Here is a 23,439-nt window from a genome sequence, read left to right on the forward strand (position 1 = left end):
CAATGCGCAGGATTGGCACCCGCACTGCACGCGCGACGACACGGCGACGACCAGCAGGACGATACGCCCGATGGCACGACAAGATGCACGGCAACGTGCAGCGAGTCGGCGGCCATCATGGGCGTGACTCCAGCCAGACCGGATGCGCAATGCCGATCACGGCGGATGCGCTGACCGGCCCGAAATACCGGCTGTCGAACGACGCCGGGTTGGTCACACTCAAGAGGAACAGTTCGCCGGATTCGAGGCGGCGGCATTGCTGCCAGGATGGCAGCGGCCGGCCCCAGCGGTCGGCAGGCAGCACGGCGGCCGAAGGCACGCCGTCGATGCGGACGACGCGGCCAGTGCTGCACACCTCCTGCGGCGCGACGGCGCCCACGCGCTTGAGCAGCGGCACGCGCGCCGGCAGGTAGCCGCGCTGCGCGGCCAGCGCGGCGGCGTCTGGCGGCAGCGTGGTCAGGACGATGCTGCCCACGGACAAGGGACGTGGCGGCGAGTCGGTGCCGTGGCCTTGCGGATCGACGCGATACCAGCCGACCGCCACGCTGTCGGACGGGTTGTAGATCAGGCGCGGCAGCGGATGCACGAAGGACGCCCAGGCGAGCGCAGCGAGGCCGCAGGCGGACAGGCCCGCCAACACGAGGCGAGCGCGCAGGCGCGAGCGAGGATGCGGCGGGATGCCGGTTGCGCTGGCAACGGCGGATGGAAGCGTCATGGCAGCGTCCTCCCGGTTAGCCAGGCAGCGTGCCGCTCGGCGGTGTATTCGGGCAGCGGCAGGCGTGCAGCGAGCCGGTTGGCGAGCGTGCGCCAGTACGCGGGCGAGGCGCCGTTAGGCGCGATGCCCAGCGCCTCGATGGCGTCGATGCACTCCAGCACCGCGCGCACCTGGTTCTCCCCTTCGGCGTGGAGCAGCAGGCGCGCGCCCGGCTGCACGCCGGGGATGCGCTGCGCTGCATCCAGCGGCGTGCAAGCCTGCATCACCATGAGCTGCCAACGCACAGTGCCGTAGTCGTTGGCCTGCCAGCGGATACGGCACAACATGGCGCCCGGCAGGAACACCGCGCAACGGCGCCAGCGGTCGAGCTGGTGCGTGCGCGCAGGTTCGCCGAAGCGCAGGTAGAGCTTGAAGCGTGGTTCGATGTAGGCCAGCGCCACGCGCGTCAGCGGCGCGCTGGCAGGCTGGCCGGCAAGTGCAGCCGTAGCCGCGCCAGCGGCAGGCGAAGCGGATGCAGTCATGGTGCGTTCTCCCTGCGGTGCTCTGGAAACTCCCGCTCCAACAGGCCACGCAGCAGGTCGGCCACGGTCACGCCTTGCGTGAAGGCCGACACCTTGATGCGTGCCCGCATCGCGGGCGTGATGTCGAGAGTCAGACGGGCGGTGTAGAGGTCGCCCTTGCCCAGCGCATCGGCGTCGCCCTGGCGAATCCACGCCTCGGCGTGCGGATTCGCGGGCGGACGCGCGCCGATGCCGACGCGCTTTGCCGTGCGCTTGCTGTTCGATGGCGGCTTCGCGGTCATGTCGGCCACCGCAGCAATTCGTCCACCAGCGCAGTGATTTCGCGTGCGGCGGCGCTGTCGGGTGCCGTCTCGCGTGCAAGCCGGCCAGCGGCCACGCTATCGGCGAACACGATGCGCTGATGCACTTCCGCGCGCAGCGCAGGAAGCGGCTGGTCGGCGAGTGCCTGGCGTGCTTCGCGCCCGATCACGGTGGTACTGACGCGCCGATTGATGATGAAGGCCGCGCGCAGCGCAGGCCGAAATACCTGCGCCTCGCGGATCAGCGCCACCATCTCAGCGCTGGCCCACAAGTCGTAGGGGCTGGGCTGCACCGGGATCAGCACGCGCTCGGCCGCCAGCAGCGCGGAGCGCGCCAAGGCGGCGATGCGCGGCGGGCCGTCGATGACGACGTGATCGGCCCGCCTGGCGAGTTCCGGCGCCTCTTGGTGCAGCGTTTCGCGTGCGAGGCCCACGGCGCTGAACAGCCGTGGCAAGCCTTGCTGGCTTCTGCGCTGCGTCCAGTCCAGCGATGAGCCCTGCGGGTCAGCGTCCAGCAGGACGACGTGCTGGCCGCGCATCGCCAACTCGCCGGCGATGTGCGTGGCGAGCGTGGTCTTGCCGACGCCGCCTTTCTGGTTGAGCAGTGCGACGATCATGGCCTGGCCCTCCATGCTGGAAAGCCGGGCTTTTGCTGCTGCGTTTGTGGCCGCGGGGTGGTTGTCCACCGCAGCGGCGTTTCCCTACTAAAAGTTAGAGAAACTAAGTTAGGGAAGTTAGAGGACGCGCAAACCCAGTGCTGGCGCGGGTTTGCGGCCGATCGGCACGCCTGATAGCACGATAGTCCCACGCCTGATAGCACGATACCCCGCACGCCTGATAGCACGACACCATTCACAGGCTTTCCCGGAGTTATCCCCGTGCCGTCTGCGGCACGGGCCGGAACGTCAGCAGTTCCATGCCGTTGTCGGGCATCCGCTCGATGCCCAGGACGTAACCGGGCAGCGACTGCCGCGCGACGAGCGCGCGCAGATCGCAGGCGAAGTCGTAGGGCTTCGCGGTGCTGCCGGACTTCTGGTGCAGATAGCGAAAGTCGAACTGCCAGCCGTATGCCTGCTTGCCGCCGTGCTTGCGCACCAGGCGGTACAGCCACCGCTCGATGCCGCCGGTGAGCCGGAAATACGCCGGGTCGATGGTCAGCACCAGTGCCGCATCCAGCACGCCGCCATAGAACCAGTCCGGCAGGATCAGCTCGATGCCCAGCGGCGTGCGGCTGGCATCGGCCAGCTCCTTCCATTCGTTGATCCACGAGAAGCGGTGCAGCCGCCTTCCCGTGGTTTCGCGGATCGACGTGGCCACCGTGGTCGATTGCAGCCGATCCAGGGCCGCCTTGAGGCGCTGGTAGTCGCGCAGCGACGTACCGCGACCGATGAAGCGCAGGATCTCGTAGGGCGTGGCCTGCATCAGCCGCGACGGGCGCAGGCCCGCGTCGCGTGCTTCCACGATCTGACTGGCGGCCCAAATCAAGATGTCGGCATCCCAAATGGTGGCGATACCATGCTCCTGCGTGCCTTCCACGCGGATCGTGACGTTGCCGGCGCGGAAGTCGATCGGCGCCGTGCGCCGCGACTTCGCCAGCGAGAAAAAGGGAAAGGCCATCAAGTCCTGGCTGTCGCGCGGTGCCATGCCTTCGCCCGGCAAGGCGCGGAACAGGTCGAGCTGTTCGCGCTCTTGCAACGGCCGCTGCCGGGATGGCAGCGCGGTGCTGGACATGGCGATGGCCTGCCGCGCACCGCCGATCAGCGCGCACGGCTGTCGGCCGAGTGGTGCTCGGCGTATTCGGGATCGGAAGTCGTCTCGAAGCTGCGGTCGGCGGCCCAGGCATCGAGGTCGGCCACGGCGTACATGACGCGCCGGCCGAACTTGCGAAAGCGCGGACCACCACCGATCACGCGCTGCTTTTCCAGCGTGCGCGGCGACAGGCGCAGGTATTCGGCCGCTTCGTCGTTGGTGAGATAGCGTTGGGGCTGCGCGGCAGCGGTCGAGACAGTGGCGGCAGGCCGCAAGGGAGCGGGACGCATGGTGTGAACCTCCATCGGTTGAAAGCGCCCGGCCACACAGCGCGACCGGATGGAGGCAGTCTCAGAAAACGCGGCCCTTCTACTCAGGGTCGTTTTGCGTCCACATCAAAACGACCCTTCTCAAGCGGCGGAAGCTGTGCTAGGTGGCGATAGCCGCCGCGCATCAGCGCATCGCCGCGCCGCACCAGGCGGCGCACCTTCGAGCGCAGGCCGCCGTCGCTGTACCAATCGGCCACAGCGTCGGCACCGAACAGTCCTTCGCCCAAATCGCGCAAGGACGCGCCCGCGAGGGTCGCGTCGAGCGCCTGCAAGGTGTGCAGTTCCAGCAGCGCGGAAGGTGTTGGCCTGGGCGTGGTGGCAGCGAAGGTCGCGCCGCGTGCATGACCGCGCACAGGCGCGGCAGTGCCGCTCCGTTGGGCATAGGCCACGGCCATGCCGTCTTCCAGGCCGGGCGCCAGCGCAAAGCGCAGGCAATGGCCTGGGCTGCGCGCGATCAGCGCCAGCTTCTTGCCGTCGTGGAACAGTTGCTTGTGGCCGGGGATGCGCCAGAACGCGAAGGCGGTGGCATCCTGCGGCGGATCAGCGTCGGGGTAGAGCTGCACCACGGCGGCATGACCAGGCAGCCAGGCCGGATGCGCGTCACGCGCATCCAGCATCGGATCTTCCAGCAGGCGCAAGCCCCAGCGATGCGCTGCTTCAGGCCGGCCATGACGGCGCAGCCAGTCGAGCCGGTAGTCGGGATGCCTGCGCAGGTACTCCCAAGCGAGCGCGAGCGCATCCAGCCAAAAGACATACAGGTATGCGGCAGTCGGATACCAATGCGCGAGGTGATGAGGATTGACCATGACGTCTCCTCCTGCGAACAGGACTCGCCGCCACGGAAGAACTACGCGCTACATCGCCCTCGTCGGAACGTCATGGGTTACAAAGGCGGATGGGGCTGTCAAGACCGATTGGCTCCGATGTGTTGCGGTATTCGTCTCAATGCTGCGGCGGCAGCGCCCCGACCGGGGACACTGCACAAGCCAGCCTGCCGCGACCCGCGCCAAGCATCCTGTCTATTTGGGTCAGACTGGTGGGGCTACGCCGCAAGAATCCCGATTGAGACTTACCCGGTATGACACCAGACTGAAAAAGTCACAGTAAGCCGTATTCAGTCCGGGATCGCTCCGTCGCGCTCGGCCAGCCGGGTGTATTCCGACAGCGTGCGCGTGGGGCGGAAATAGAGGTCGCGCATCACGGGCTGCTGGCGCGGCCCGACGATGCCGGCCAGCTCGGACAGCTTGACGGTTCCCTGCGCCGGCATCCCGATTCCCAGGTCGATGAGTCCCCAGGCGGTGTCGCCATCGGCGGGATCGAGTGCGGCCAGCAGCCAGGTCACATGCGCGTCCGGCGTGAACAGCCGCACCACGGGCACCGGGTCGATGGCCCGGCCAGCGGCGCGGGCCTCGCCGTTGGCGAGCAGTTGCGCGCGTTCCGGGGCGGTGGTGAGCGGCTGCGGCATGGTCGGCAATCCCACAAATCCAATGGTGCACGAACGCGGTTCCACGTCGAAGCGCAGAACCGCGAAACCGGATTTGCGCCTTCGTGCGCAAGCACGGATGCGGTTCCGTGGCTCTACAGGAACCCGCCGATACGGATTTCCGTAAAAGCACAGGCATTGAATGAACACTATAGATTGTAGCTCTATAGGATGCAATGGGGTGTCATCTTGGTATTTGTGGGGAACCCAAGGTGGCAACAACTTACTCGCTGGCGAAGGCATTGAAGACGGTCAGGAAGGCGCGCGGCTTGAGCCAGGAAGCGTTCTCTGACGTGTCTAGCCGCACCTACATGAGTACCCTGGAGCGCGACCTGAAAAGCCCGACCTTGCACAAGCTGGCCGAACTGTGCGAAGTGAGTATCCGTCCGGCCACCCCATATTGACCGTCGCCGGCGGTCATGACTGAGACTCAGATCGTGGCGCTCTGCCACCGATGCGGCAACAGTTCCCCGATGCGGCTGTCCTTGTGTGTGGGCAGTCGGGTCATCACATCCTTGAGGTAAGCGTGTGGGTCGTGGCCATTGAGCTTGGCCGACTGGATCAGGCTCATCACGGCAGCCGCACGCTGTCCCGCCCGCAGCGACCCGGCGAATAACCAGTTCTTACGACCGAGCGCGACCGGTCGCATCTGGTTCTCGATCCAGTTGTTGTCGATCGGCAGTTGGCCGTTGTCCAGCAAGCGCGTGAGCGGCTGCCAGCGCCGCAGGCTGTAGTCGATGGCCCGTGCCGTGGCTGAACCCTCGGGTACCTTACTGCGGTGCTCGCTCAGCCAGGCGTGCAATTTGTCCACGATCGGGCGGCTGTGCTGCTGGCGCATTCGCAGCCGCTCGGTGCCATCGACATTGCTCGCCTGCCTCTCCACCTCGTAGAGCTGCCCGATCTGCACCAGCGCCTGCTCGGCGATCTGGCTCTTGTTGGCTGCGTGCAGCTCAAAGAACTTGCGCCGGGCGTGCGCCCAGCAAGCCGCTTCGGTGATGTGCTCGCCCATGAGCTGCTTGTAGCCCGCAAAGTCATCGACCAGCAGCGTGCCGCGCCAGCCGTTGAGAAATTCACCGGCGTGCTTGCCCGCGCGGCTTTCGCAGAAGTCGTAGACCACGGCCTTGAGGTCTTCGTGCCGCCCCGGGGTGTAGGCCCACAGGTAGGCGCGGTGCGTCTTGCCATCGCGCTCGCTGCCGCGCTTGAGCATCTGCACCGGGGTCTCATCGGCGTGCACGATGCTGTGTGCGAGCACCTCCTGACGCAGCGCATCGACCAGCGGCTGCAGTTGCACGCCGCAGCTGCCCACCCACTGCGCCAGGGTCGAGCGTGCCAGCGGCACCCCAGCACGGGCATAGATGCTCTCCTGGCGGTACAGGGGCAGGTGGTCCGCGTACTTGGCCACCAGCACCTGGGCCAGCAAGCCGGTGGTGGCCAGGCCCTTGTCGATGATGTGCGCCTCGACCGGCTGCTGCTTGAGCGTCTGGCAGCACGCGCACACCCATTTGCCGCGCACATGGCGGTGCACCATGAACACGCCGGGCGTGTAGTCGAGCTTCTCGGCCACGTCCTCGCCCATGCGGCGCATGGCCTGGCCGCAGCACTCAGTCACCTCGGGCTCGTGTGTGAATTCCTGGCGCAGCAGTTGTGCCGGCAATGGCAGGCGCTTGGGTTGCTGGCGTGGGCTGCGCTCTTCAGCCGAGCGCAGCTGCTCGATCTCCTCATCCACCGCCTGCAGGTCTTCTTCGAGCGCGTCTTCCAGCAGACTGCGCTGATCGGCGTTCAATGCCTCGGTCTTGGCGGCGAACTTCAGCCGCTTGAGGATGGCCATCTCGTAGCTGAGCTTGTCCAGCAGCGTCTGCTTGTGTTTGAGCTCGCTCATGAGGTGCTGCAGCATCTGGCGCATTTGCGCCTCGTCCATGCTCTGCAGATCCACCGGTTCGTTCATGGCCGTCATCATCCCTGATGGGTGGGCAGCCGCCTACTGGCATATCCACGAATTGAACGCCGCCCCAGGGGCGACCAACATCACAGCACCGTGATCACAGCGTCTTCTCCCAGGCGCTGCCAGGGCAAGCCCGTGACCAGGGCTTGCAGTTGTTCGACGCTGAGTGTGAGCCGAGGACCCAGGCGCTCATCGCCCCAGGCAAACTTGCCCTGGTTCAGGCGCCTTGCGGCCAGCCAGACGCCAAAGCCATCGTGCACCAGTACCTTCAGGCGGTTGGCCCGTGCGTTGGCAAAGAGATAAGCGTGGTGCGGGCGGGCCGCGCCAAAGACTTGCACCACTCTGGCCAGGGCCGTCTCGGGGCCGGCGCGCATGTCCAGCGGTTGCGTGGACATCCAGACCGCATCGACCCGGATCACCGCAACACCTCGCGCAAGAGCGCCCCGCACTGGCCCAGTGGGCACTGCAGGCTGACCACCAGTTCGCCGCGTTGCAGGCGCACATGGACTGGCGCAGACGGCAGCGGTAAAGGCGCGGATGGCGGTAATGCAGCCAGCGCCTGCTCCTCATGGGTGCTGTCCGCCATTGCCGTCAGCGGCAGCGAGATGAAGCCGGGCTCAGCATCCGAACAAACGCCCGGTTGAGCGCGCACAGGGCCCGCCTCCCGAATCCATCGGTGCACCATGTTCGCGTGCAGCCCGTGCGACAAGGCCACACCACCGACACTGGCACCGGGCTGCGCGCACGCAGCCACCAACTGTGCCTTGAACGCTTTGCTGTATTCACGCCGGCGCGGCCGGCCTTCGCTTGAAACCTGTTCCATCGTCTCCACGATCCTCCAATCGTGGGCACGATGCCCGCTTCTCACGGCGCGTTCAATATGGGGTCACCGGACGGATACCGAAGTGATGAAGATCCACCCGCTCACGTTGCTGACCTTGGCGTACTCCGGCGACAGCGAACAGAAAGCCGATCACCTTTTAATGTTAGTTCGACAGGAACTCAAAGAATTGGCTGTGGATGATTCCGGCCAAAGATAGGTTTCTTCAAGGGACTTAAAAACAAACTCCGCACACCATGCCTAAGACTCAACTAAAAAAGCTAACAATCGAGAAATTCCGCGCATTGAACGATGTGGCGGTTGAGTTCGGCGATTACATCACTGTTGTTTGCGGGAAAAATGGCACATCAAAGTCCTCGATACTGGGCATAGCTGCGCAAATTTTTAGCTTTGAAAAAGATTACGTCAAGGATGAGTCCCTTGCATTCCGGCAGATTGCAGGAGGGATGTTCAAGTCTCAATACAGTGACCATTTCAGGATATCCGAAAAGTTTGATGTCCCCGGCTCCATGTCCGTGAACATTGATTTGCTTGATGGATATACAAATCAGGCTGCGACCGCCAAACTTGAGCTGATGAAAAGAGGGAAGTCACCCAGGCCTGTGGTTAGGAATAATAGTACAGCGGCCGGAAGCAGCAACACGAGCAGGAATTTTACTCATCCGGTGATTTTTCTTAGCTTGAAGCGTCTTTACCCTATCGCGGCCAGAGACTACAAGCTAGGCGACTTTGATTATCTAGAGCAACACAAGAAAGATTTCATTGCGCTAACGAACGAACTTCTCAATCGCAACGCATCGCTTGCAACAGGGACTGATGGAACAATCAGTTCTGCGGTGGCGCACGGGGAGAACTACGACCAAGACTCTGTTTCGGCGGGTGAGGACAATGCAGGCCAGATCATATTGGCCTTGATGTCTTTCAGAAAGCTGAAGGAAGATTATGCTGACTATAAAGGCGGTTTGCTTTTAATCGACGAGGCTGATGCTGGGCTATTTCCGACTGCACAAGTAAATCTACTGAAGATGCTTGATCGCGAGTGCAAGAACTTGGATCTTCAAGTTGTCATGACTTCGCATTCGCCAGTTCTGATTGAGTATGCATATGAGCAAAGTCGCCAGTTCAGAAGAAAGTACAAGACCATTTATTTGAGCAACACCTATGGCAATGTCCAGGTGATGCAAGACTGGTCATGGGCGCAGATTAGTGCAGACATCAACACAAAGACCATCGATACATCGTCTGGAGTTTCACTGCCTCGCATCAATATCTATTTCGAAGATAAAGAGGCTGAAGACTTTTTTGCAACTTTGCTGTACAGGCAGCCAATAAAGAAGTTCACAAACCCGATGTCGGAAGTGTCACTCGGATGCTCCAACTATCTTCAGTTGATCCAGAAGAAAATCCCTGAGTTCTCGGAAAGAAGCATCGTCTGTCTGGATGCAGATCAAGGCTCTCAAGTTACAGGGAAGAGCTATAAGACAGTGACTCTCTTGCCCGGGCATCTCCCGCCTGACCAACTTGTATTCGAGCACTTGTACAATCTCCCTGCCGCACATCCATTTTGGAAAAATGACTTGCAGTTCACAAGAGATGTTTTCACCAATGCAGCTCGCGAGGTTTTGAACGAGTTTTCAATCAACGGGGATTCTGTTGAGGTGAAGGAGCGGGTGGCTGCATACACTGGAACCAAGAAGCCGAGAGAGGTTTTTAAGCGTTTTTATAAGAGTGTCGAATTTCAGAAATTGCTCACCTCTGGAGCCAAGCCCTACAATCCTTGGAAGCATTGGGCAGATAACAATCCAGTGCTTATTAACGAATTCTTGGAAAATTTCAAGACGGCTGTTCACGGTGTGATGAGCATAGGGTATGCTGTGGACGTCACCAAGTTGGCCGCCTTGGAAGTTAAGCCAAGAAAGGTATAACGATGTTCTCAAACAGACTGTATAGCCCTCTGCGCTACCCTGGCGGGAAGGCGCCATTTGCTCCATTCATTGCAAAAATAATGGAAACGAATGGTGTCACGGGAGGGCATTACTTGGAGCCATACGCTGGCGGGGCAGGCGTTGCACTTGATCTACTCTTTCATGGGCACGCAAGTCATATCCATATCAACGATGCTGATCCTGCCGTATACGCTTTTTGGGTTGCTGTAACAAAGCATTCAACTGAGCTTCTTGATTTACTCGAATCCACCCCTATTACCATTGAAGAATGGTTTAGATGGCGAACCATTTTGCGCGAAGATTGCGTTGCCAGCCTAGTCGAGAAAGGATTTGCGACTTTATTCATGAATCGGACGAATCGATCTGGAATTCTCAAGGCAGGCGTCATTGGCGGAAAGAGTCAGAACGGGAACTACAAGCTGGATGCTAGATTTAAGAAGGACGTTGTTGCTTCACGCATTCGTGAAATCGCCCGGCGACAGAGTGACATATCGGTGTATCGTGAAGATTCATTGCGCCTTCTGAATCGCTGCTCGGATTTTCTGCCAAAACAATCTCTGATATACCTCGACCCCCCATACTACGTTAAGGGAAAGGGGTTGTATCGAAATTACTACGAGCATGATGACCACGCGGCCATTGCCAAAGTCATTCAACAGAAGAAGTTCAAATGGCCTTGGGTTGTTTCTTATGACAACGCGGAAGAAATTTGTGCCATGTATCGCATGAGCCAATCGTTGAGCTATGGTCTGAACTACACCGCACAAAGACGATATGTTGGTAATGAGGTAATGTTCTTCAGTCAGAACTTGACAGTGCCTGATGAAGCCATTCCTCAAACTAGGGCCGTGAGCTAAAAACGCCCCGCCGCAATGGGCGGGGCGCTGCGGCGGTCACGCCGCTTGGGGCTTGCTGCGCGACCAGATCAGGTCGTGCGTGCCGTCCTCGCCTTCAATCAGGCGGGCATAGACCGGAGCCGGGAACGAAGGGTCATCGAGGGTCACGGACAGGTAGTCCCGCCCGGCCTCGCTGGTCTTCTTCCACGCCGCGCCGATATCGTGGCTGGCGGCCTGAACGCGGAAGTCCGGGGCTTTCTCGCTGTCCCCCTTGTCGTTGGGAACCAGCTTGACCTTGACGTTGAGCGTCAGGGTGCGAAGCGTGCCGGTGAAGCCGTCTTTGTCTGCGGTGAAGGTGCCGATGTTGGCCATGATGATTTCTCCTTTCGGTTGAACAAGGTTCGCGCCCATCGCGTCCTTGTTGTGATCCGGCCGGCGGGGGACGGGCTGGCTGCACCGCTTGCGGTCGAAACGCAGTGGAGAGCCGGGAGGCGAAAAGAATTTGCTGCGCGAGGAAGCCGCGCAGCGGCGGGGAAATTGTTTTCGCCGGACGGTTGCAGCCATGAAGCCCGAGGCGCAGCCGCGCCCCCGCCAGGATTCATAACGAGACAAGGACGCCTTGGGCCGAACCGCTCCGAAAGGAGATGGGGCCAACTCGGCATCCCCGCCCGAAGGCTTCTCCGGCTCGCCCGCTGACGCGGGCCAGGTCAGCCCCGCAACGACAGGCGAGAACGCCTCCGCCACATCTTGCGGTGCCGGTCTTGAGGCGTGGCGTGGAAGTTCCATAGCGATGCCGGGCGGGTTGTCCGTGAACCGTCCATCGTGACGTGATGGGCAGGAACCGCCAGCGTTGAGGACGGCACGCACCTGCACAACCTGCCGCAGCAAGCGCCAGCGTGGTCGCCAGCGCTCCGTTCATCGCGGCGGGGCGCTGGCCGGGCCGATCCGGCGCAGCCGGTTTGGCCGCATCGAGAGGCGCCAAGCTGCGCGCGGCGGGGATAGCCCGCAGGGCTTTCCCTTGGAGGCAAGCGCAGCGCCGCAGGCGCGAAGGCGTGAGGGATTGAAGCCGAATGGCCGTGACAGCGAAGTCGGCACGGGGCGCAGCCCGAAAGCCCGGCGGCGCAGTGCGCCGACACGCCCAGGCAGTTCCAGATTTCCAAACAGGAAACGCGGACATGCCTCTGATGAAATGGGCGCGGCCTACGCTGCGGGGTATGCACGCGGCAAGCCGAAAACTGCTGGTGATTCCTGCGCACCGCGGGCGCTTCGGCTTGCAGGTCCATGCGGGCCTGGTATTGCCGGGCGGGAAGCCCGGTCACGTCAACGCCGCCGCCTGAACTGTGGTGATGGCGACGGCGTTCCGATTCGGCTGTGCGCTTGGAACACCGGGCGCGGCCACTGCCGCGCCCGGATTTTGCGTCCACCGCGTCCAGGTCGGAACGGCCTGGACGCGGTGCTGAACGCGATTATTACTTCGTCTCGATGAGCCACCACACGGCACGCGGCAAGGCGTGGCCCGTGATGGGATGAATGTCGGTGAGGTCGGCGCAAGCCGACCAGCCCGAGGGCGGGCGGTAGCCGCGCACGTCGCCTGCGCCGTGCCAGCGGCGGGCGCGTGCCTTGCCGGGGGCGTAGATCGCCGCCATGCGCGGGCGGCTGTTGGTGATGTGGGTCATGGGGCCTCTCCTTCCAGCGAAGCGCCCCGGTCGAGGCCGGGGCGCTTGCCTTCGGCGCGGGTCAAGCGGCCAGCGCCTCGGCGGGTTCATCCGCCCTTGCTTCGGCATCCTCCGGTGCGTCCTGCTCCGGGCCTGCCTCCTGCGCGCTTTCCCGTACTGCCTGCTGCGGGCCTTCGGCCTTGAAGATGGCGGGCATCCAGCCCGTACCATCGGCCAGCCGCTCGGCTTCGCTGGCAATGTCGGCCTTCTTGCGTTTCGCCAGTCGGGTGACGGATTCCGGTGCAAATGCGCCCACGGCATCCAGAATCACGGCCTTGGAAACGTGCTTGAAGTAGCCTTCTGCGGTCGGCTTCCACCATGCGGCCATGTCGAGGCCCACGGCCTGCGCCAGTTCCTCGCCGGGCTGGTATGGCGTGGCGCGGGGCGTTACCACGTCCACCGTGGAAGCCACGCACACGGCCAGCAGCCGCACCAGTTCGTCTTGCGACTTCGCCAGCAGCGCGGCGAACAGTTCGGCGCTGTCCTGCGGCAAGGCTTCGCCCGCCAACTCTTGCAGTTCGCGCAGCGCCACGGCGGCGGGCGATTCCGGCCAGTCCGGGGCCCTGCCTTCTAGCCGGTCTTGCGCCGTGAGGCGCACGCCCAGCGGCAGGCCGTCGCCGTAGGCGTCGGGTTGCAAGACGCTCTGCACCATGCCATGCACCAGCGCGGCCAGCGCGACGTGCGGATGCCGCGCGACTTCGATTTGCAGCGCCGCCGTGCGGTGGGCGCTCAACCGCTGCGCCAGCCGGTCGGACAGGCTCGCGGCCTTGGGCGCGTCGTCGGCGTCCTCGTGCTCGTCGTTGGCGGCTTCGCCTTCGGCACTGCCGAAACCGCGCCGCAGCTTTTCCAGCGTGCGCAGCGCCTTGGCCTCGGCTTCGCGCAGCAGGCCGCGATGAATGACGGCCTCGCCGTTGCGGTCGATGGTGACGATGGCACCGGCCACCTCGCGCACCTCGGGGGCGTAGCCTTGCAAGGCGTCCTCCGCGTCTTGCAGTTCCCCGACCACCTGATCGCGCCGCTGTTCCAGCTTCTCGGCCTTGGCCTCGTCCTCGCTGCTTTCACCTTGGTAGGCCTCTTCCAGTTCGGCGTCGATCTTTTCGAGGCGGGTTTCCAGCGAGGCGATGCGGCGGGCCTCGCGGGTGGTCGGCTCGCGGCGGTGGCGCGGGGCGTTTTGGAACGCCTGCCGTTCCTCATAGGCCAGATGCGGCACGGCCTCCACCCATGCCCAGCCCTCGGCGCGCACGTCCTCGGTCAGCGTTGCCAGCTTGTCGCGCACCAGCGTTTCCAGCACTGCAGTATCGGTGAGGTAGGTTCCGGCATCGCCTTCGGCGAACAGGTCGCGGCGGACGCCGCCGCCTGCCTGCCGGTAGGTGTCCAGCCCGACGAAGCGCACCAGCGCGTGCGTGGCGTCGATTTCACGCTCGGTCAGGCGCTCGCGCAGCTTGGACGGGCTGCGCTGCCATTCCGGCGCACCATAGAACGCGGCTTCCTGCGCGGCGTGGTCATCGGTGATGGTCAAGGCCATCAACTGTTCCAGCGTCACGCCACCGGCCCGGTAGTCGGCCATCAGGCGCGGCGAGACGTTCGCCAGCTTCAAGCGGCGCTGCACCACCAGCGGGGACACGCCGAAGTCGGCGGCAATGTCTTCGACGGGCCGGCCTTCCTTGACCAGCGCGGCGAAGGCCGCGAACTGGTCGGCGGGGTGCATGTTCTCGCGCTGCACGTTCTCCGCGAGGCTGACGGTACGGGCGGAAGCATCGGCCACCAGCAGGCACGGCACTTCGTAGTCGGCGGGGATGCGCTTCTTCTTCGCCAGCAGCTTCAAGGCGGTCAGGCGGCGGTCGCCTGCGACGACTTCGTATTGCTCGCCATCGGCGGCGAGGATGACAATCAGGTTTTGCAGCAGGCCGATGCGGGCAATGCTCGCGGCCAGTTCGGGGATGGACAGGCGCGGCATCTTGCGGGCGTTGCGCTTGGAGCGGCGCGGCAGCAACTGCGAGAGCGGAACCAGAATCAGGTTCTTGGACGGGTCGGCCATTTCCAGCGGGGCGGCGGCTTCGATGGCGACGGCTTCGGTTTTGAGTACGGCGTTCATGGTGATAACTCCTTGCGGTTAGGGATGCAGCAGCGAGAGAAGCGGCAAGGGCTGCTGCCTGCCCCTGCCGCGTGGGGATTCAGGCTTTCAACTGGCGCAGGCCATCGGCCAGCAGCCACAGGGCGCGATTGAGGCGCACGCTTTGGTCGATGCCCTGCACGGGCCGGGTGGTCTGGCGGCGGCCATTCGCGGCGCGGGCGGACAGGCCGCCTTTGGTCAAGTTCTCCTGCGTGCGGTTGAACACGCTCCACAGGTCGCGGCGGTCGTCGTCGTGGCGGCGCGGCATCAGGATTTGCGATTCCGTGATGGGCGCGGGCTTGTCCTCGTCGTACTTCAACGCCAGCGCAGCGCGGGCGAACACTTCCGATTCCCCGGCGTCCAGCGTGATGGCGCGCATGGCATCGCGGGATTCATGCGCCCGGTCGAAGCCGTGCAGGACTTCGTAAGCGCCTTCGATCACATGCGCCGCCACGTCGCCCTTGTGCGGCACGCGCACGTCGGCCACGGTGTCGCCGCAGACAAGGCCATTGCTGCAAACGAAGCGGAACATCCCGGCCAGCATCTGATAGCTGCTGGTGCCGTCATGGGAGTTCAGCAGGATGATTTCGTTGGCCTCGCGGCCGTTGATCTGGCTGGAGTGGCGCAGCCGGATCATGTGCTTGGTGTAGTCGCGGCGGTCGTCGTTGCGCACGCGGGTTTGCGTCACCATGAAAGGCTCGAAGCCTTCCCCGCGCAGTTCTTGCAGCACGGTCGCGGTGGGGATGTAGCTGTACCGCTCGGAGCGGCTTTCGTGCGGCGCGTCCGCGAAGATGGACGGGGCCACGGCCCGGATTTGGTCGTCGGACAAGGGACGTTCCGAACGCAGCACCGGGGAACGGGAAGCGAAGCGGGATGCGAGTTGCATGGCATTTCTCCTGACAAAGAAAAAAGGGTTTGCTGTTCACCGCACACCGGATTCCTAGATTCGGAAGCCCAGCCTTCCGGCTGTTCGGTGCGGTCGGCACGAGGAACCCGGTTGGCCCTGTTGCCACCGTCTTTCCTGAGTTCATCGCCCGCGACGGAAGGGAGCCCGTGGACGGGGGCCGTCAAGGAGGCAAGCGCCAGGTAGGTGCGGCCCGCAGGCGCAGCCGAGGACACGGCCTGGCGCGCCTTGACGGCACACGGCCGCGGGCTACAGTCGCGATGAAGGTGATGGAGTCAGGGAAGACGGCTGGACAAGGCAACGGCCCCTCAACACGCCGACCGCACGGCAAGCGAAGCGCGCAGGCCCGGATCTAGGAATCCGGGCCGGAGGCGTCAGCCGAGCGGAGCGAGGGGACGATGGAAGCCCGACAGGGGCGAGACGCCGCAGGCGGCTCGATGCGCAGCGCGCACGACAGCGCGACCGGCCATGTTTCTTGGCCGGGGACGCACAGCATTCAATGCTCGATGCACAAGCTCATGCGTCAGTCATGGGGAAACAGGTTCGACAACGACTGCTGTGGTCTGGCCGATCCGGCGCAGCCGGTTCGGCGGTCTTTGAGGGGCGCCAAGCACCGCGCGGCGGGGATAGCCCGCAGGGCTTTCCCTGGAGGCAAGCGAAGCGCGCAGCGCCCCACAAGGGGCGCGTAGGCATCACGCCGAGTCGTCAGGGCGCAGGCTGGATTCCGATACCGGCATCCACGGCGATGACGAGTCCAGCAGGTAGCGCGCACCACGCGCGTACAGACCCGACAGCCCGGTGGGCTGGTAGAACCCGGTGACGCGGCGCCGGAACTGCGCGCCAAACTCGTTGGTGTAGATCACCGCGTCGCCGATCTTGAAGCGCAGGGGCTGGCCGTTCTCCGGCGCGAACGGCTTGAGCGCATCGTGCTGCGCAGTGATTTCGATGATGTAGTCGTGATGGCTGCTCATGGCATTGATCTCCTGCGAAGGTTGGAAAAGCGCAAGGAGCGCCTTGCGGCGCTCCGAGGGCCGGCTCAGACAGCGATCCGCCCGGCCAGCCGCGCATCGCGCGCGTAGGCGCTCAACCGCTTCTCGGCGCGGAAAGACAGGTCGCGCTCGATCGGCAGGCCCAGCCCGCCGCGCACCGTCGCCAGCTCGCCCAGGCTGACCCAGGCGATTTCTGGCGCACCCAGGCCCAGGTCACAAAGACCAAAGGCGTGGTCGTGGTCATCGGGATCAATCTCGGTCAGCAGCCAGGTCGCGCCGGCGTCCGGCGTAAACAGCTTGACCACGGGTGCCGGATCGAAGTCCGGGTTCTCCAAGGATTCGCGGCCGTTGGCCAGCAGCACGATGCGCTGCTCGTCAGTGATGAGTGCGTTGTTCACGGTGAACTCCTGAAAGGATGCCGGGCGGTATTGCCCGACCCTTCCGGGGCACGGCGCAGCGCAAGCAGTCAGGGGTCAACGACGGCCGCCAGGACGCAAGCGCCATCGGCGCGCAGCCCTTGACGGCGAGAACGCCGTGGCACGATGAAGGGAACAGCAAGACCGCCTCTCTCGCACCTCCACGCACCCCGGTTTTCGGCAAGTGCGCAGCACGCGCAGGCCCGCGAGGGCCGGAGTCGCGCGGCCGGGCGCAGCAAAAAAAGGGGGCCGAAGCCCCCAAGGGTCAAAGCAGGCCGCGCTCGGCGAATGACGTGGTACGGCTTCCCGCGACGATGATGTGATCCAACGTGCGAACGTCCACCAGCGCCAGCGCCTGCCGAAGCTGCGAGGTCAGCGCCTTGTCGGCCGCGCTCGGCTCGGGGTTCCCGCTCGGATGGTTGTGCGAAACGATGACCGCCGCCGCATTGAGCCGCAGCGCCAGCTTGACCACCTCGCGCGGATGCACCTCGGCGGCGTCGATCGTGCCGTGGAACATCTCCACGTAGTCGATCAGCCGATGGCGCGTGTCGAGGAACAACACCGCGAAGACTTCGTGCTCGAAGCCGGCCAGCTTGGCGCGCAGGTAGTCCTTGACCACCACCGGCGAAGTGAACTCGGCGCCACGCTGCATCTTCTGTTCGATAACCTGGCGTGCGGCTTCCAGAATCTGGTCGGCGTCCGCCGGCCGATAGCGCCCACGGCCATCGCGCACCATCAGCGGGGTATCGAGAGAGAGGGTCAGTTGCGACATGATCGTGCTCCGGTTGCTCGGGCGGAATTGCCCGGAACCGGCGCCAGCACGGCGCAGCGCAAGCAGTCAGGGGTCGCTAGACGGCCGCGAGGACGCAAGCGCGCATGGCGCGCGCCGCCCTTGACGGCGAGAACGCCGTGATACGGTGAAGGGAACAGCAAGACCGCCCACACCCGCCCACTGCACACAGTCGGCTTTGGGGGCAAGCGGAGCGCGCAGGCCCGAGAGGGCCGGAGGCGTCAGGGGTCAAAGCCGAATGGCCGCGACTCGGCACGAGGCGCGGGGCGCAGCCCGCGAACCAGACGGCGCATCGCGCCGGGACGCACGGCCTTGGCTTTCATGGATATTGGGGCCGCGGGTCGGCCAGAATGTGCGAAGCGCTTTGTTACTATTCCAAAGGACAATTCCGGGGCGATCGGGTATCCGGAAGAATCCAAATACATCTGTAGGGACGACATGACGACGCCACAGCCGACCACCTTCGGTCAACAACTTTTCTTCAGTCCGGAAGCCGGCACTTGGAAGGCGCTCAGGCCGGACGCGGCTGGCGAGGCCGATGATGCCAAGAGGCAGCAGATGCTGTCGGAGGCCGCCGCAGCGCGCGAAGAACTGAAGGCGGTATTGCTGTCCTCGCTTCAGATGCAGCATGTGGTTGCACTCGCAGGAAGTGGAACATCTCTGGGAGAGATCAACGGTCCTTCGATGTGGACGCTGTGGGACCACTGCGTGAACTCGAATCCCGACACTGGAAAGGATGAGCGGAAGCCTACCGAGCAGGCTGAAGCTGTCATTTCTGAGATCGGCTATGAGACTGCCGTCGAACATGAGAACATCGAGGCCCTTCTTTCACGGTGTGACGCATACCTTCAGATCAAGAAGAGCGAGCAGGTCGAAAAATTCGTATCCGCCTCAAAGGCCGTGATCCTGAAGAAGTGCTCCGCTTTTCTCAATGGAGCCGACGATTCAAAGTTGGCGAGCCATCGCACGTTCCTACATCGACTGTCTCGTCGCCGCGTCCGCGACTCACGGATGAAGTTGTTCACGACGAACTACGATCTGTGCTTTGAGCGCGCTGCTGGCAAGCAGGGGCTGGTCTTGCTCGACGGTTTCTCGTTCACGCAGCCCAGGCAATTTGACCCGCGGTTCTTCCTATACGACATCGTCCGCCGACCTTCGACCGGCGATGAGGTCGGCAATCCGCTGGAGGGTGTGTTTCACCTCTACAAATTGCATGGTTCAGTCAACTGGGATCAGTCCAGTTCGGGCGATATCGAGATCAAGACCGATCCAACACCGGAAACGGCCTGTCTCATCTATCCCGCCAAAGGAAAATACCAACAGTCCTACGTACAACCGCACCTGGAACTGATCTCCCAGTACCTGGCGGCGCTGCGTGAACCGAATACCTGCCTCATTGTCTCGGGGTTCGGCTTCAATGACGATCACTTGTCTGAACCTATTGTCGCGGCGGTCCGCACCAACCCGCATTTGCGGTTGATCATCGTCAATCCCTCGGCGGACGACCTGACCTCCCGACCCAAGGAAAACAACCGATACTGGGATGCGCTCTACAGCCTCGCTAAACAGGGCGAGGATGTGTGGCTGATCAATGCCACGTTCAGCGAGTTCGCCGAGATGATTCCGGACCTCAAATCGCTGACTCCCGCGCAGCGGCTCACGCGCGACATCAAGTCGCTGGTCAAACCGACATGAGTACCGCGCTCGACGTCACCGACGCTTTTCCGCGCGGATTGCTCCGACCGGAGTTGTATGTTGGCCAGTTGTGCTCCGTTTCCGCCCAGGTGGTGAAGTTCAACCTCAACGAGGCGGGCTCGCCCAGCGGTTCCCACTTTCTGGGTGGCCGATATGGAAAAGGTGAGGTTGGAGAGTTCGTCCTGATCGAGGGACAGATCAACCTCCTGCTTGGACGGGTGGTCGAGATCCATTTGCCAGATGCCGACAGGCGCCTGATCGACACCTCGCATGGCAGGGTGCCGGATCTGGACGGCATCGGGACGATCCAACTGCTGGGCTCCATCGCAATGGACTCACTTCGAATCTCGGCGGGCGTTGACTCCTATCCTCGCTTGGGCGACCGCGTTTACGCTGCGCCGCACAGCTTCATCGCCAACTTACCGAAGTTCATGGAGGCGGCGGAGACCGAAGCGAGCCACGTCCTTCTCAAGCTGGGCTCGATCGATGTCGCGCCTGAAAGCTACGTGTCGGTCAAGCCGGAGAAACTGTTCGGCCGGCACTGCGCGATTCTGGGCGCCACTGGCGGCGGCAAGAGTTGGACGACCGCTCGGATCATTGAAGAATGCCTGCGCTACAAGACCAAAATCATCCTCTTGGACGCGACGGGGGAATATCGCGGGTTCGACGGAGAACACGTCTCAAATCTTCACTTGGGTGCGCCGGTCAGCACTGCGAAGTCTTCTGCTCCTTGTTCGTTGCCGCATACGTCCTTCATGGAGTCGGACTTTATCGCGCTGTTCGAGCCTGCTGGCAAGGTTCAGGGGCCGAAACTGCGTGCGGCGATTCGCAGCCTTCGACTCGCCACTCTCGCTCCTCATGTTGCGACAGGCGGGATTATCAAGAAGATCGATCAGTCTAAGGTCCCGATCCTGACCGAAGAAGCCAAGGCTGGCATCGCGGAGAAACTTGATGATCCACAGCAAGCGTTCGACGTGTGGAAGCTCGTTTCACAGATCGAGCAGGAGTGCGTTTACCCGGACGGATTCGGCGTGGCCCGGGGATCAAAAGACACCACAAAATGGGGTGGCGACTCGGGCGAGGTCTCATACTGCCTGTCCTTGATGTCGCGCATTAGCGGCATTCTCAGTTCATCGTCCTTCGACTGTGTCTTCAAGTCGAAGGCTCCTGCATTGACGGAAAGCATCTCGTCCTTCGTCTCCAACGAAGATCGGTTGCTTCGGATATGCCTGAGTGGCGTTGCCTTTGAGTTCAAGGCGCGCGAGATCATCGCGAACGTGATCGGACGGCATCTTCTCAACATGGCACGCGATGGCGCATTCAAGAGTTGCCCTGTTGTCGTCATCGTCGATGAGGCACACAACTTTCTCGGGCGGCATATCGGAGCCGATGACGTGGTTGCCCGCCTGGACGCATTCGAGTTGATCGCCAAAGAGGGCCGTAAGTACGGACTCAATATCTGTCTGTCAACTCAGCGCCCACGCGACATAACGGAAGGTGTTCTGAGCCAGATGGGAACACTCGTGGTACATCGGCTCACGAATGATCGGGACCGCGAGGTTGTCGAACGCGCCTGCGGCGAAATCGACCGATCGGCATCGTCGTTTCTGCCCAATCTGAAGCCCGGCGAGGCTGCGATCATCGGCGCCGATTTCCCCATCCCGTTGACCATTCAAGTCTTCCCGCCGAGCGCGAAGCCTTTTTCTGACGGTCCCAACTACCAGACCCACTGGAAGGTATAGGGATCGCCTGAATTTCGAGTAGGCTGCCGAATGATTTGAGGATTAACGGCGGTGAGTCGAACTTGCCGACGATGACGAAGCCCGCTGGGGGGCGAGACTCGTACAGCGAGGCCTGATGTGCAGTAAGACAGCGCGCCGGCGGCGCGCCGGGACGCCCAAGCTGACACCAGGGCATGAACGGGAGAAATTGTCGTATCAGTGATACGAGAATCGGCGGGCGCTTTCCCGCCGAGGGTCAAGCCACGTGCGCGGACGGCGGTGAAGGCAGTGGCTGCACCGCCAAGCGCAGGCCCATCGCCTTGAGAATGGCGGTCAGGCTGTTCAGGGCGGGATTGCCCTTCGGCGACAGCGTGCGGTAAAGCTGAGTCGGGTTCAGGTGAGCCTGTTCGGCCACCGCCTGCACGCCACCGACTGCCTGTGCAAGCTGGCGCAGCACGGTCATCAGCTCGGCCTGGTCGCCATCGGCCAGGATGTTGTTGATGACTTCCAGTGCGAGCGCCGGATCGCTGCGGTACAGCTCGGCCATCGCCTCGTCATGGGGTCTGCTTCTCATTCGTCGGTTCTCCGTTGCCAGTCCTGCCAATAGTCCACCGCCCGGTCAATGTCCGCATCCTGCGTGCGCTTGTCGCCACCGCACAGCAGCAGCACCAGCCGCTGGGCCGCCAAGCCGTAATACACCCGATAGCCTGGCCCCACGTCGATGCGTAGCTCCCACACGCCATCGCGGCAAAACTTGTGGTCACCGAAGTTGCCTTGTTCGACACGGGCCACGCGACGGATGACCGCCACCTTGGCTTGGGCATCACGCAAGCGCCGCAGCCAGTCGGTGTAGAGATCCTTCTGGCCGTCGGCCGTGAGGTAGTGCTCGATTCGGTACATGGTCATTTTCGTTTATAGACGAATGAAAGTCAAGGATGAAGGGGCGAGCCGGCGCCCACATTTCCGAGACACTGTCTCGGATTTCCTTGTTGGCAGGCTGCGGCAGCTCCCCGCGCAACCGCAGTGGGCAGTGTCCTTCTCATGCTTCTAGCTCTGCCGGGCGCTGCGCACCCGTGATCGTCTTGCGCCGGGCCGCCACCAGTTCGGCCGCTTGCCGCACCGGATCGTCCTCGGTATGGACGTAGCGCATGAACATCGCCACGGTCTTGTGCGCCGTCAGCGCCATGCCAACCTTGAGCGGCACACCGGAATTGGCAATGTCCGTCGCCGAGCGGTGGCGGATGCCGTGGGTGCCGACCTTCGGCACCCCGGCACGGTCAAGGATGCGCCGCCAAGCCTGATAGTAGGTATGGGTGCTGAGGGGCTTGCTGTGGTCGAGGATCGCCGGGCAGACATAGGGCGAATCGCCGTAGCGGGGGGGCATTGGTCAGCCGCCGGCGGGCTTCCTCGCTCAACGGCTTGGACATATCACCGGTCTTGCTGTCCGGCCAGACCACCCGGCCGTTGGGCAGGTCGAGCCAATCCCATTGCAACAGCAGGATTTCCGACATGCGCGCCGCGAACTCGAATTGCAGCCGGACGGCCAACAGGTGGATGGGGTGCTCCAAGCCTTCTGCCTCGGCCTTCTCCAGATAGGCGAACAGCTTGGTCATCTGGTCGTCGGTGATGAGCCGGGTCGAACCCTTTTCCGGGTACTTGGGGACGTGACGGCAGGGATTGGAGCCATCGGGCCGATAGCCCCACAGTTCGGCCAGGTTGAACATCTTGCGGACGAGCGACAGCACGCGGTTGGCCTGGGTGGGGGACTTCTCCATGCGCTTCATCAGCGCGGTAATGTCGTTGCGCGTAACCTCGTGAGCCTTCTTGCTGCCGAAGGCTGGGATGACGAAGCTGTCGATCTGGTACTGGTAGCCGGCCTGCGTGCTGGGCTTGTTGTGCGGCTTGGAGTGATCGTCCACGAACCGGCCGCACAGCTCCTTGACCGTCGGCGCCTTGCGGGCCTCGGCCTTGTCGAGTCCGGGGTCGCCCCCGCGCCGGACTTCGGCCAGCCAGTCTTGTGCCAGCGACCGGGCCTGTTCGACCGTCAGCTCGCCGAACTGGCCGATTGCCGGCTTGCGCCGCACGCCGGAGTTCGTGCGGTACTGAACCATAAAGACCTTGCGCCCGGTTGGTGTAACCTTGCACAAGAAGCCCGGAACGAGCGTATCCCGGAGTTCCACGTCGCAGGTTTGCGCCTGCGCCGTGTCAACGACGGACTTGGTGAGTTTGATTTTCGCCATGAGGTGCTCCTGATAGGCCCCGATTCCAGGGGCCGGCTAGGAGCCAGGCGGAAGGGAACCGGGGCGGTTTGCATCGCGCACCGGGATATGATCGAAGGCATTGGCCTGGGGGAAAACCTGCTACAGCAAGCCTCATCCAAGCCCATCGGTAGCCCGGTGCGGATGCCATGCTCTGGCTTAAAATCCGCCGCTTCC

Annotated in this window: 25 protein-coding genes and 2 pseudogenes; 6 read left to right on the plus strand and 21 right to left on the minus strand. The window is 63.2% G+C overall.

Annotated elements, in window-relative coordinates; all coding sequences use genetic code 11:
* Positions 1–115 precede the first annotated feature (115 nt).
* The 8 genes from K2L43_RS07040 to K2L43_RS07075 all read right to left on the minus strand — a co-directional run bounded on the left by K2L43_RS07040 (position 116) and on the right by K2L43_RS07075 (position 5,078).
* Positions 116–715, minus strand: a complete 600-nt coding sequence (locus tag K2L43_RS07040; protein ID WP_220638743.1) for a S26 family signal peptidase — start codon at positions 713–715, stop codon at positions 116–118.
* Complete coding sequence (locus K2L43_RS07045; protein ID WP_220638744.1) at positions 712–1,236, minus strand: DUF2840 domain-containing protein; 525 nt, start codon at positions 1,234–1,236, stop codon at positions 712–714. Before K2L43_RS07045 ends, K2L43_RS07040 begins: the two co-directional genes overlap by 4 nt.
* Positions 1,233–1,517: a hypothetical protein gene (locus K2L43_RS07050; RefSeq protein ID WP_023114175.1), complete on the minus strand. Its 285-nt coding sequence runs from the start codon at positions 1,515–1,517 to the stop codon at positions 1,233–1,235. Before K2L43_RS07050 ends, K2L43_RS07045 begins: the two co-directional genes overlap by 4 nt.
* Positions 1,514–2,152, minus strand: a complete 639-nt coding sequence (gene parA / locus K2L43_RS07055; protein ID WP_033953248.1) for a ParA family partition ATPase — start codon at positions 2,150–2,152, stop codon at positions 1,514–1,516. The genes K2L43_RS07050 and parA overlap by 4 nt, the downstream gene beginning before the upstream one ends.
* Positions 2,153–2,405: 253 nt before the next feature.
* Complete coding sequence (locus K2L43_RS07060; protein WP_220638745.1) at positions 2,406–3,266, minus strand: replication initiator protein A; 861 nt, start codon at positions 3,264–3,266, stop codon at positions 2,406–2,408.
* Between the two features lie 26 nt (positions 3,267–3,292).
* Positions 3,293–3,574 (minus strand): AlpA family transcriptional regulator, encoded by a 282-nt coding sequence (locus K2L43_RS07065; RefSeq protein ID WP_003107109.1) that lies wholly within the window; start codon positions 3,572–3,574, stop codon positions 3,293–3,295.
* A gap of 83 nt (positions 3,575–3,657) precedes the next feature.
* Complete coding sequence (locus K2L43_RS07070; protein WP_220638746.1) at positions 3,658–4,419, minus strand: DUF2285 domain-containing protein; 762 nt, start codon at positions 4,417–4,419, stop codon at positions 3,658–3,660.
* A gap of 308 nt (positions 4,420–4,727) precedes the next feature.
* Positions 4,728–5,078 (minus strand): DUF2958 domain-containing protein, encoded by a 351-nt coding sequence (locus tag K2L43_RS07075; RefSeq protein ID WP_040435232.1) that lies wholly within the window; start codon positions 5,076–5,078, stop codon positions 4,728–4,730.
* Between the two features lie 230 nt (positions 5,079–5,308).
* Here K2L43_RS07075 and K2L43_RS07080 point away from each other — a divergent pair.
* Positions 5,309–5,491: pseudogene (locus K2L43_RS07080) on the plus strand (helix-turn-helix domain-containing protein); the annotation flags it as partial.
* 35 nt (positions 5,492–5,526) lie between these two features.
* Here the strand turns inward: K2L43_RS07080 and K2L43_RS07085 are convergent.
* The 3 genes from K2L43_RS07085 to K2L43_RS07095 all read right to left on the minus strand — a co-directional run bounded on the left by K2L43_RS07085 (position 5,527) and on the right by K2L43_RS07095 (position 7,861).
* A complete protein-coding gene (locus K2L43_RS07085) occupies positions 5,527–7,041 on the minus strand; it encodes an IS66 family transposase (RefSeq protein WP_011804030.1) in 1,515 nt (504 codons plus the stop codon).
* Between the two features lie 80 nt (positions 7,042–7,121).
* Positions 7,122–7,433, minus strand: coding sequence for an IS66 family insertion sequence element accessory protein TnpB (tnpB, locus tag K2L43_RS07090; protein ID WP_011804029.1), 312 nt, complete (start codon positions 7,431–7,433; stop codon positions 7,122–7,124).
* A gap of 20 nt (positions 7,434–7,453) precedes the next feature.
* Positions 7,454–7,861, minus strand: a complete 408-nt coding sequence (locus tag K2L43_RS07095; RefSeq protein ID WP_041835871.1) for a transposase — start codon at positions 7,859–7,861, stop codon at positions 7,454–7,456.
* A 254-nt stretch (positions 7,862–8,115) separates the two neighbouring features.
* On the opposite strand from K2L43_RS07095, the gene K2L43_RS07100 reads away from it, so the two are divergent.
* Both K2L43_RS07100 and K2L43_RS07105 read left to right on the plus strand, forming a co-directional pair.
* On the plus strand, positions 8,116–9,804 hold the full coding sequence (locus tag K2L43_RS07100; RefSeq protein ID WP_082394029.1) for an AAA family ATPase: 1,689 nt from the start codon (positions 8,116–8,118) through the stop codon (positions 9,802–9,804).
* Positions 9,805–9,806: 2 nt separating this feature from the next.
* The gene (locus K2L43_RS07105) at positions 9,807–10,682 is read left to right on the plus strand and encodes a DNA adenine methylase (protein ID WP_075806994.1); all 876 of its coding nucleotides are present in this window, start codon (positions 9,807–9,809) and stop codon (positions 10,680–10,682) included.
* 36 nt (positions 10,683–10,718) lie between these two features.
* Here the strand turns inward: K2L43_RS07105 and K2L43_RS07110 are convergent, their stop codons facing one another.
* Positions 10,719–11,033, minus strand: a complete 315-nt coding sequence (locus tag K2L43_RS07110; protein WP_019372671.1) for a DUF736 domain-containing protein — start codon at positions 11,031–11,033, stop codon at positions 10,719–10,721.
* An 803-nt stretch (positions 11,034–11,836) separates the two neighbouring features.
* Here K2L43_RS07110 and K2L43_RS07115 point away from each other — a divergent pair.
* Positions 11,837–11,998, plus strand: coding sequence for a hypothetical protein (locus K2L43_RS07115; protein ID WP_180551041.1), 162 nt, complete (start codon positions 11,837–11,839; stop codon positions 11,996–11,998).
* 132 nt (positions 11,999–12,130) lie between these two features.
* Here K2L43_RS07115 and K2L43_RS07120 read toward each other — a convergent pair whose 3' ends face one another.
* The 6 genes from K2L43_RS07120 to radC all read right to left on the minus strand — a co-directional run bounded on the left by K2L43_RS07120 (position 12,131) and on the right by radC (position 17,570).
* Positions 12,131–12,337, minus strand: coding sequence for a hypothetical protein (locus K2L43_RS07120; RefSeq protein WP_019372672.1), 207 nt, complete (start codon positions 12,335–12,337; stop codon positions 12,131–12,133).
* 61 nt (positions 12,338–12,398) lie between these two features.
* Entirely contained in the window at positions 12,399–14,471 is a 2,073-nt protein-coding gene (locus K2L43_RS07125; RefSeq protein WP_217960704.1) for a ParB/RepB/Spo0J family partition protein, read from the minus strand.
* A gap of 79 nt (positions 14,472–14,550) precedes the next feature.
* Entirely contained in the window at positions 14,551–15,375 is an 825-nt protein-coding gene (locus tag K2L43_RS07130; RefSeq protein WP_040435350.1) for a DUF932 domain-containing protein, read from the minus strand.
* Between the two features lie 710 nt (positions 15,376–16,085).
* A complete protein-coding gene (locus tag K2L43_RS07135; RefSeq protein WP_019372676.1) occupies positions 16,086–16,364 on the minus strand; it encodes a hypothetical protein in 279 nt (92 codons plus the stop codon).
* Between the two features lie 65 nt (positions 16,365–16,429).
* On the minus strand, positions 16,430–16,780 hold the full coding sequence (locus K2L43_RS07140) for a DUF2958 domain-containing protein (protein ID WP_019372677.1): 351 nt from the start codon (positions 16,778–16,780) through the stop codon (positions 16,430–16,432).
* A 283-nt stretch (positions 16,781–17,063) separates the two neighbouring features.
* A complete protein-coding gene (gene radC / locus K2L43_RS07145) occupies positions 17,064–17,570 on the minus strand; it encodes a DNA repair protein RadC (protein ID WP_036193286.1) in 507 nt (168 codons plus the stop codon).
* Positions 17,571–17,909: 339 nt separating this feature from the next.
* Between radC and K2L43_RS07150 the strand changes: the two genes are divergently transcribed.
* Together K2L43_RS07150 and K2L43_RS07155 are read left to right on the plus strand one after the other, a co-directional pair.
* Entirely contained in the window at positions 17,910–19,283 is a 1,374-nt protein-coding gene (locus K2L43_RS07150; RefSeq protein WP_220638747.1) for an SIR2 family protein, read from the plus strand.
* Positions 19,280–21,025 carry an ATP-binding protein gene (locus K2L43_RS07155; RefSeq protein WP_220638748.1) on the plus strand — a complete coding sequence of 582 codons (1,746 nt, stop codon included), beginning with the start codon at positions 19,280–19,282 and terminating at the stop codon, positions 21,023–21,025. The genes K2L43_RS07150 and K2L43_RS07155 overlap by 4 nt, the downstream gene beginning before the upstream one ends.
* 235 nt (positions 21,026–21,260) lie before the next feature.
* Here the strand turns inward: K2L43_RS07155 and K2L43_RS07160 are convergent, their stop codons facing one another.
* From K2L43_RS07160 to K2L43_RS07170, 3 genes and pseudogenes are all read right to left on the minus strand, one after another.
* Positions 21,261–21,578, minus strand: coding sequence for a DNA-binding protein (locus tag K2L43_RS07160; RefSeq protein ID WP_036193290.1), 318 nt, complete (start codon positions 21,576–21,578; stop codon positions 21,261–21,263).
* Positions 21,575–21,910, minus strand: a complete 336-nt coding sequence (locus K2L43_RS07165; protein WP_220638749.1) for a type II toxin-antitoxin system RelE/ParE family toxin — start codon at positions 21,908–21,910, stop codon at positions 21,575–21,577. Before K2L43_RS07165 ends, K2L43_RS07160 begins: the two co-directional genes overlap by 4 nt.
* 133 nt (positions 21,911–22,043) lie before the next feature.
* A pseudogene (locus K2L43_RS07170) lies at positions 22,044–23,244 on the minus strand (tyrosine-type recombinase/integrase).
* Positions 23,245–23,439 lie beyond the last annotated feature (195 nt).

Origin of the sequence: Diaphorobacter sp. MNS-0, assembly GCF_019602835.1 — a bacterium.
GTDB lineage: Bacteria > Pseudomonadota > Gammaproteobacteria > Burkholderiales > Burkholderiaceae_C > Diaphorobacter > Diaphorobacter nitroreducens.